Below are 9,770 nucleotides of genomic sequence, written 5' to 3' on the forward strand. Positions count from 1 at the left end.
TGGCATCTTTTCGTAAGAATATTTGCGAAAATTGCCCAGAAACTTAGTAAATAACACTTATTAAGATCCAAAAGCAACAAAGTTTACGAAAAGAGCCTTTATAAAACAAGGTAGTTTTTAATTATCTATGGAAACATTGGAATGTCAGTGAGCCCTGTTCGCTCATCCCAGCCATTCATCAAATTTACATTTTGGATGGCCTGCCCGGCAGCACCTTTAACTAAATTATCAATAACGGAAATAATCGTCAGACGATTTGTTCGTTCGTCAACATGCAGCCCAATATCACAATAATTACTTCCAGTGACCTCTTTTGTTGAAGGTATATTCCCTTCCGGCCGTATTCTTACAAAATGAGATTCTTGATAAAATTGTTTATAAAAATCTATTACTTTTTTTGTGGAAATTACTTCTTTAAGATTCACATACATCGTGCACATGATTCCTCTTGTCATAGGGACAAGATGGGTAGTAAATGTAATCGTGACTGGACTTCCACTCTCATCTGAAAGTACTTGCTCAATTTCAGGAATATGTTGATGTTTTCCTAGTTTATAAGCTTTAAAATTTTCATTGATTTCAGAGTAATGGGCTGTTAAGGAAAGACCTCTGCCAGCACCAGAAACTCCAGATTTTGCATCAATGACTATCGATTTTTCATCTGCTAATTTGGATGTAAGGATTGGTAAAATGCCCAGACTGGATGCGGTTGGATAACATCCTGGATTGGCTATCAAATTGGCCGTCTTTATTTGGCCAGGATATATTTCACTTAAACCATAGATTGCTTGATTTAGATAGTTCTCTTCAGCAGGTGAGTGTTTATACCAAGTTTCGTATTCTACCGCAGACCTTAGCCGGAAATCTCCTGATAAATCTATACACTTAATTCCCCTATCAACTAGTTGTGGCACAAGTTTGCTACTCACACCTGACGGGGTTGCAAAAAATACAATTTCATTCTTTTCAGACAATCTATCAACATCAAATGTTTCCAGCGGTTGCTCCACCATTTCAGTGAGATGTGGATAAATTCCGCTAAAGTTAGACCCTGATTGTGAGTTTGAAACAACTGAACCAATCTCCAAATAAGGGTGCTTATTGATTAACCTCACTAACTCAATTGATCCATAACCAGTACCACCGATAATTGCAGCCTTCAATTTACCCAACTCCTAAGTTGCTTTCATAATGAATTATTATACATCCATTTATATAATTATTCAATCGAAAAATAGCTTAATTTTCTGTTTTTATTGAAAATAATCACTCTATATTTTGAAAACGCTTTCATTCAACCTTGTAAGATTATACATTTTTTATGCATAGATATGTATATAAAAAAGACAGTGAATTATGTAATGTTCACTGTCCTTCTATAGCTATCATTATTTATCTAAAAAAAAAAGCACTCGGTTGAGTGCCTTTCAAATGTTTATAAACCCGCATGTAACAGATTTAATACGTTTCTTAATTCCTTAACTGCCACCTGTCCGGGTGCAGAGGCTTTTTTTGCTGCTCCAAAAGTAAGAGCTGATCCAAATACCTCGCCTGCCAAACGACTAATGACTCCTTTACCTGCCATAGACATGGTAATAAAAGGTCGGTCAGCATACAGTTCATTCATTGTATTTGTTGCATCTAAGAGGGTGAGCACATCGGCAGTGCTTGTTGGCATCACAGCAATTTTCGGTACATCGCCCCCTAATTCTTGTGCTTTCCTTAACCGCGAGATTATTTCTTCTTTAGCCGGCGTCTTATGAAAGTCATGGTTAGAAATAATAACAAAGACTTTTTTTGCATGAGCATCCTCAATTAATTCCTTTATTTCTTTTTCATCATTGAATAGTTCAATATCAACGATATCTATTAAGCCGGTTTCTGAGATCGTCTTGTTTAATTCAAAATAGAAAGCAGTAGAAATTTCCTTATTACCGCCTTCTTTATGACTACGAAAGGTAAAGATAAGTGGTGTGTTCGGCAGGATCGAGCGAATCTCAACAAGAGCAATTTTTACTTGCTCAATATCTTCTACTTGGTCAAAAAAGTCGACACGCCACTCGACGACATCTAAGTCGACATTTTTAAGAAATTCAGCTTCCTCCTTTAATTGTGCTATCGATTCTCCAACCAAAGGGACACAGATTTTTGGGATTCCTGCCCCAATGGTAAGGCCTCTAACAGTAACAGTTTTAGGCATTTTCCCCACTCCTTTTTATTACTTTGGATCTGTTAAACTTGCCTGTTGATTGGAGCGAAAAAAGCTTCGCTCCAATCAACAAACTAAAGTATTGGTTTATTCCCCATAAGTCATTAATTCTTTTACAATTAGGTCCGCAATTTCCTCCGCATTTTTGTGATCCGTGGAAATCTTTAAATGATGGTTACTATATATAGCTTGTCTTTTATAAAACAGTTCTTCCATTTCTTCCATTGATTTACCTTTTAATACGGGGCGGCTGTCAATAATCAAACCTAATCGATCCTTCCAAGCTTCCAATGAGAGTTCAAGGAAAATAACAATACAAGATGCTAAACAGCTCTCTCTAATCTCATTTTGAAGGAATGCTCCGCCACCAAGAGAAATAACCTTTTGCTTCTGTACTGCTAGACTTGCAATTAAACTTTTTTCTCTATCTCTAAATTCTTTCTCACCAAATTCAGTAAAAATTTGCGACACGGGCATGTTATACTCTTTTTCGATTCTATCATCAATATCAATAAATTCACGATTGAGTTTTTCAGCAACCTTCATACCAACAGTAGTCTTTCCTGCACCCATAAACCCAATAAAAACAATACTCATATCTCTATTCGTCAAAATACCCCAGACCTCCAATTGGATTATTCAAATGATTAAGCATAATTATAATGCTATTTTTAGATTTTAGAAAATTTTTAGGGAAATTTATTGGTGCCTGACACCAAAAGAAAGAGACTCACACAGGAGTCTCTACGTTTATTGTTTCATTTTCGGGTCAAGGATATCCCTTAGTCCATCGCCCATTAAGTTAAATCCAAGGACGGTCAGCATAATAGCTACACCAGGGAAGAATAATGTCCATGGTGCCTGTGTTATATAGTTTTTAGAGTCAGCCAGCATTTTCCCCCACTCAGGTGTTGGTGCTTGTGCCCCCATTCCAAGAAAACCAAGGGCTGCAGCCTCAATAATTGCCGTAGCAATCGCTAATGTGGCTTGGACGATTACTGGTGATATGCTATTCGGCAGGATGTGGCGAAGGAGTATTCTCGAATCTTTCATCCCGACAGCACGGGCCGACATAATATATTCTTCTTGTTTTACACTTAATACCTTGGAGCGAACAAGTCGTCCAAAATTCGGGATGTTAATCACCGCAATCGCAATTAGCGCATTTTGCAATGATGGTCCCAAAATTGAAACAACTGCAATCGCCAAGAGAATACTAGGGAAAGCTAGCATAATATCAAAAATACGGGAGATAACAGCATCTACCCAGCGTCCATAGTATCCAGCTACAATGCCAAGGAATGTCCCTGCCACAACTGAACCTAATACTGAGAAAAAGCCTACCCACAATGATATTCTTGCCCCGTAAACAATCCGAGAAAAAATATCGCGTCCAAAGTCATCCGTCCCAAACCAATGTTCACTTGAAGGCGGGAGCATTCGATCGGTTAAGACTTGATCTTTATAGCTATATGGTGCAATAACTGGGGCAATCACAGCAATAATAATAAAAAAGACCACGATTCCTAAGCCTGCCAGTGCTAATCGATTTTTATAGAAAGATTGCCAGGCTTCCTTCCATGGAGGTGTCAGCTTTTCTTCAGCAATTACCGCTTTTATATTTGCCGGATTTTTTGCAAGTTCTGCCACGTTAAGTTCCCCCCTCTATTTCGTATATTTAATCCGCGGATCAACAAGAACATATAATAAGTCTACGATTAAATTAATAAGAACAAAAATTGCCGCAATAATTAATATCCCTGACTGAATAACTGGATAATCACGGTAACCGATGGCATCATATAGATATCTCCCGATTCCTGGCCATCCAAAAATGGTTTCAGTTAAAATGGCTCCTCCCAGTAAAAGGCCCGTCTGCAAGCCGATAATAGTTAGAACAGGGATAACAGCATTTTTTAAGGAATGTTTATACACAACCCAGAACATGCTCAGTCCTTTTGCTCTTGCTGTACGGACATAATCTGATTTCATCACCTCGAGCATCGTTGCCCGAGTCATTCTAGCAATAATCGCCATTGGAATGGTAGCAAGCGCAATGCTCGGTAACACCAAATGTTTTAGGACTGTAATAAACTGATCAGGTCTTCCTTGTAATAGGGTATCGATTAAATAAAAATTAGTAATCGCTGCAACGGGGTCTCGTACATTCTCTCTTCCGGTTGTCGGAAGCCAGCCTAATTCAATGGAGAATACCCATTGCTCCATTAAACCAAGCCAAAAAATTGGCAGTGATACACCAATAAGGGCAAGGACCATCGCAACATAATCAAACCACGATTTCGAGAACCAGGCACTAACTATACCTGCATTAACGCCAACAATGATGGCAATAAGCATTGCTACGATAGTTAGTTCCGCTGTTGCTGCTAAGTAAGGCCATATTTCTTCATTAATTGGACCCCTTGTCCGGAGTGAAACACCTAAATCCCCATGAATCAGGGCATTAATATAATCTACGTATTGTATGTACCAAGGCCTGTCCAATCCTAATTCCTTCGTTAACGTGGCAATGGATTCTGCCGTTGCTCTCTGCCCAAGAATCACCTGCGCGGGATTTCCAGGAATCGCATGGATAATAGCAAAAACAACGAGCGTCATCCCAATTAAAACAGGTATTAATGAAAACACACGGCGGACTGTATAAGTTAACAATTTATATTCACCTCACTGTAAAGCATAAACGCCTGGCTAGGCGCTACAACTTGACCATTTTTTTACCAAAAAGAGAATGCGTTTCGTTAACAAAAGGGGAGGCAAAGCTTCCTCCCCTTTCTGCCATTATTATTTAAATTCAACTTTTGTCAGCGCTTCTGATCCAGTTGGGTGTGGTAAGTAATTTGCCACATCTTTCCCTGCTGCTAACAGCGGTGTAGAGTGAACAAGTGGGACCCACGGAGCATCATCATGGATAATAACTTGTGCTTCCTCATAAAGCGCATTACGCTTAGCTTGATCTGTTTCTGTTTGAGCCTTAATTAAGACATCATGTAGTTTGTCATTGCTATACTGAGAATAGTTATTGCTTCCAATACTGTCTTTATCCAACAAAGTATATAGGAAGTTATCAGGGTCACCATTGTCACCTGTCCAGCCAAGCATGAACATATCAAATTCACCTTTAGCTGCTTTATCTAAGTAAGTAGCCCAGTCCACAGATTGGATTTTGGCTTTGACATTGATTTTGCTTAAGCTCTCTTGGATAACTTCAGCAACTTTTTGTGCTTCTGGCATGTATGGGCGAGCAACAGGCATTGCCCATAAATCGATTTCAAATCCTTTTTCGTATCCAGCCTCTTTCAACAAAGCCTTTGCTTTCTCTAGATCATAAGGGTACGGCTCAATTGACTTATTATAGCCTTCGATGGAAGGTGGCATTGGATTGACGGCAGCAAGGGCTTTCCCACCATAAAATGCATCAATGATTGATTTTTTATCAACTGCGTAGTTAATTGCTTGACGAACGAGTTTATTATCAAATGGTTTACGTGTAGTTGTTAAACCAATATAACCAACGTTCATTGATGGACGTTCAATCACTTGGAGGTTAGCATTTGCTTTCACAGTAGCCTCATCTGAATTATTTAGTCCATCCATCACGTCAATCTCGCCATTGGCAAGAGCGTTAAGACGTGCAGTATTTTCAGGGATTACACGGAAAATAACTTTGTTTAACTTAGGCAAACCTTTTTGCCAATAGTCAGGGTTCTTTTCAAGCGTAATAGTATCGTTTTCTTTCCACTCAACGAATTTAAATGGACCTGTTCCAACCGGATTTTGTCTAAACTTGTCACCATATTTTTTAACAGCCGTAGGGCTGGCAATTCCAAACGGAGACATCGCTAGGTTCTTTAAGAATGGAGCTTGTGGACGTTTTAAGACAAATTGAACGGTATTTGCATCAACGGCTTTTACTTCTTTGATAACGTGACCTTCATCCTTTTTATAACCACCAAACATGGTGTAATAAGGATATTTATCAGCATCACCATTCATCCAGCGATCAAAGTTAAAAACAACCGCTTCTGCATTAAAATCTGTACCATCATGGAACTTAACTCCTTGACGAAGTTTGAATGTGTAAGTTAAGCCATCTGGTGAAACTTCCCATGATTCAGCTAGACCTGGGTTGACTGTGGTATCTTGATCACCATATTGAATCAATGTTTCATAGATGTTTTCTGTTACTTTGAATGCTTCACCTTCAGTTGTAGTGATAGGATCTAGTGATGTAGAGTCTCCTCCACGACCATAAACTAGTGTATCCTTTTTCGATCCACCACTGGCAGGATCCTTTTTGCCTCCTGCTTCATTCGTTTTGCTGTTACAGCCAACTAATAACATACTGATGGCTAATAGAGAGATCAACAGCAGTTTAAAAGACCTCTTCTTCATAAGATTTTAACCCCCTTATTTTTTTGTTTTTATCATAAATGCGGCAAATCACTTGTTATATAAATGACATGCGACAAAATGACCGTTAAGATTTTGTTCCACTGGTCTAGTATTTTTACAAATATCCATCACCTGTGAGCAGCGTGTATGGAAGGCACAGCCTGAAGGAGGATTAGCTGGACTAGGAAGTTCTCCTTCGATTAAAATTGTTTCTCTCTTAATATCTGGATCTGGTATTGGTACAGCTGAAAGAAGTGCCTTAGTGTAAGGATGCTTCGGATCTTCATAAAGCTCCTCACTTTCAGCTAACTCTATCAATCTTCCTAAATACATCACGCCAACGCGATCACTAATATGTCGTACAACCCCTAAATCATGCGCGATAAATATGTAAGTAAGATGGAATTCCTTTTGTATATCCTTCATCAAGTTAAGAACTTGGGCCTGAATGGATACGTCGAGCGCTGAGACAGGCTCATCTGCAATAATTAATTTGGGCTTCGTCATTAACGCCTTCGCAATCCCAATCCGCTGACGCTGACCGCCGCTAAATTGGTGTGGATATCTTTTGGCATGGTAGCTGCTTAAGCCGACCACCTCAAGCATTTCTCTCACTTGCTTTTTGCGTTCCTCTTTCGTGCCAATTCCATGAACGATTAAAGGCTCTTCAAGAATCTGTTCGATCGAATGTCTCGGATTAAGCGATGCATAAGGATCCTGGAATACCATCTGAATATCTCGTCGAGTTTTTCTCAATTCTGCCTTTGACATGCTAGTAATCTCTTTATCTTCAAAAACAATCTTTCCATCACTCGCTTCAATCAATCGCATAAGGAGACGACCTGTGGTTGATTTTCCACAGCCGCTTTCACCAACAATCCCTAATGTCTCTCCTTTTCTAACGTAAAAAGAAACATCATCAACCGCTTTGACTTCGCCATGTTTCCTTCCGAATAGGCCGCCAGTTATCGGAAAGTACTTTTTTAACCCATTTACTTCAAGAAGTAATTCTGACATTGTTGTCACACTCCTTCTTCAATGTATGTAGGAAACAGCGCACTTCATGTCCGTCTTTTTCCATTTTAAATAAATCTGGTGTGTCTTCCTGACATTGAGCGAATGCCTCTCCACATCTTGCAGCGAACCGACATCCCTTATGGATCGTGCCTGGAGTAGGGACTGCGCCTGGAATACTATACAGCCGTTCCTTTTTCCCTCTTAAATCAGGGACGGATTTTAACAAGCCCTTTGTATAAGGATGCTGAGGATTTTTGAGAATCGTTCTTACATCACCCTGCTCAACAATTTGCCCCGCATACATGACAATGACCCGTTCACAAATTTCTGCTACAACACCTAAATCATGGGTAATGAGAATAACTGTTGTATTTGTCTTCTTATTTAAATCCTTCATCAAAGCGAGGATCTGTGCTTGAATCGTTACATCTAGCGCAGTCGTGGGCTCGTCCGCAATCAGCACCCGAGGATTGCAAGCCATTGCCATTGCAATCATAACCCGCTGCCTCATCCCCCCTGAAAGTTGGTGGGGATGCTCTTTAAGGATTCCTTCTGCCCTAGGAATTCCAACCAGATTTAATAATTCAATACTGCGTTCCATTGCTTCTTTCTTTGAAAGGTCGGTATGTAATCGAATTGCCTCTATTAATTGATTGCCAATCGTAAACAGCGGATTTAATGATGTCATTGGCTCTTGAAAAATCATTGAAATTTGATTTCCGCGGATTTTTCGCCACTCTTTTTCAGGTAGATTTTTCAAGTCTTTTCCTTCAAAAATGATTTCACCATTTTCAATTTTTCCAGGCGGAGACGGTATCAGCCCCATGGCTGCTAATGAAGTAACACTTTTACCACTCCCCGATTCACCGACAATCCCTAAAATTTCACCATCCTTTAAATCAAAACTGATACCATCAACAGCTGGAACGAATTTTTTCCCTGATTGAAAAGACACCTTTAAGTCTTTTATTCGAAGAATAGGATCCTTTTCCACATTTACACCTACCTGCACTTTTGTTTTTTATGTATTTTGGTTTATCAGAAATATAACAATATAGTAAATTTTTAAATTATTATGACATATATAACTTTAGTGTTGCGAGACAATTTTGTCAACAACGTGAAAAAAGTTCAAAAAATGATCATTTAGGATAATAAAAAAACCTGTAAGACTATTGCAGTCTTACAGGGAATTCTTCGGAACTTAATTAATAATCGGTAAGTTTTGGCAGGTCATTTTTCTTATATTTTTTATATACTTTTTTTGCCCCCATATATCTTCTATTACTTTTATAAAAAATTATTTTTTCATACCAGTATAAATATGAATAGCATCCCTTAAAAATTCTGCCGTCCCTGGCTGTTCTTTATCATAATAGGAAGTAAATCGTTCATCATCTACATACATTTGAGCAAGACCTGCATGGGCTTCCTTATTGTATTCATTCCAATAGTAACATAACCATTGTTTATGGAGATCAGCGGCTTTTTGTGCCAGTTCTCCAGTTGGATCACCTGTTCGGAATGCTTCAGCTAACGTTTTGGTAACTTTTTCAGCTAATGCTGTAACCTCATCATATTGCTCTTGCGTCATATTTTGTAATTTAGCATTTGATTTATTTACAGTATCATCACCGTATTTTTCACGAATTTCTTTCCCATACTTTTTCTCGTTTTCATCTATCATTTTTTTCTTAAATCCCTCGAACTTTTCTTTATTCGACATTTTCATTCTCCCTTCAGTTACTGCAATTGTCTTTTCCACATTTGCAATTAACAATTCTAATTGTTGCTTTTTCTCAAGGAGCTTTTTACGATGATCTTTTAGTGCAGCTGCACCATCAAAAGAAGGAGCCGTTACGATTTCTTTTATGTTCTCTAAACTGATTCCTAATTCCCTATAGAATAAGATTTGCTGCAAGCGATCCACTTCTTCCTGACCGTAGATTCGGTATCCTGATGAATTTATTCTTGCCGGCTTAAGAATTCCAATCTCATCATAATACCTAAGCGTTCTGGTACTAACACCTGCTAAACTTCCAAGCTTCTGCACGGTATATTCCATTCGTTCACCCCCTTGTAAACCTAACGATACACCTTTACGCAACGTCAATGTCAATAACCATATAGC

General features: G+C 38.7%; 9 protein-coding genes. All 9 read right to left on the reverse strand.

The features are described from left to right. Positions 1-125 precede the first annotated feature (125 nt). Entirely contained in the window at positions 126-1,163 is a 1,038-nt protein-coding gene (argC, locus tag V7137_RS06360; protein ID WP_335697292.1) for an N-acetyl-gamma-glutamyl-phosphate reductase, read from the reverse strand. 272 nt (positions 1,164-1,435) lie between these two features. Further along, positions 1,436-2,200, reverse strand: coding sequence for a type I 3-dehydroquinate dehydratase (gene aroD / locus V7137_RS06365; protein ID WP_335697293.1), 765 nt, complete (start codon positions 2,198-2,200; stop codon positions 1,436-1,438). 96 nt (positions 2,201-2,296) lie between these two features. Then, complete coding sequence (locus V7137_RS06370) at positions 2,297-2,806, reverse strand: shikimate kinase (RefSeq protein WP_335697301.1); 510 nt, start codon at positions 2,804-2,806, stop codon at positions 2,297-2,299. A 153-nt stretch (positions 2,807-2,959) separates the two neighbouring features. Further along, a complete protein-coding gene (nikC, locus tag V7137_RS06375; RefSeq protein ID WP_335697294.1) occupies positions 2,960-3,859 on the reverse strand; it encodes a nickel transporter permease in 900 nt (299 codons plus the stop codon). 15 nt (positions 3,860-3,874) lie between these two features. After that, complete coding sequence (locus tag V7137_RS06380) at positions 3,875-4,882, reverse strand: ABC transporter permease (RefSeq protein ID WP_335697295.1); 1,008 nt, start codon at positions 4,880-4,882, stop codon at positions 3,875-3,877. A gap of 129 nt (positions 4,883-5,011) precedes the next feature. Next, positions 5,012-6,622 (reverse strand): ABC transporter substrate-binding protein, encoded by a 1,611-nt coding sequence (locus tag V7137_RS06385; protein WP_335697296.1) that lies wholly within the window; start codon positions 6,620-6,622, stop codon positions 5,012-5,014. Between the two features lie 48 nt (positions 6,623-6,670). After that, entirely contained in the window at positions 6,671-7,639 is a 969-nt protein-coding gene (locus tag V7137_RS06390) for an ABC transporter ATP-binding protein (protein WP_335697297.1), read from the reverse strand. Continuing rightward, a complete protein-coding gene (locus tag V7137_RS06395; RefSeq protein WP_335697298.1) occupies positions 7,620-8,633 on the reverse strand; it encodes an ABC transporter ATP-binding protein in 1,014 nt (337 codons plus the stop codon). Before V7137_RS06395 ends, V7137_RS06390 begins: the two co-directional genes overlap by 20 nt. Positions 8,634-8,939: 306 nt before the next feature. Next, positions 8,940-9,704: a MerR family transcriptional regulator gene (locus V7137_RS06400; RefSeq protein WP_335697302.1), complete on the reverse strand. Its 765-nt coding sequence runs from the start codon at positions 9,702-9,704 to the stop codon at positions 8,940-8,942. Positions 9,705-9,770: the final 66 nt, after the last annotated feature.

It is taken from the genome of Neobacillus drentensis, assembly GCF_036962765.1.
In the GTDB taxonomy this organism is placed as follows: Bacteria; Bacillota; Bacilli; order Bacillales; family Cytobacillaceae; genus Neobacillus; species Neobacillus drentensis_C.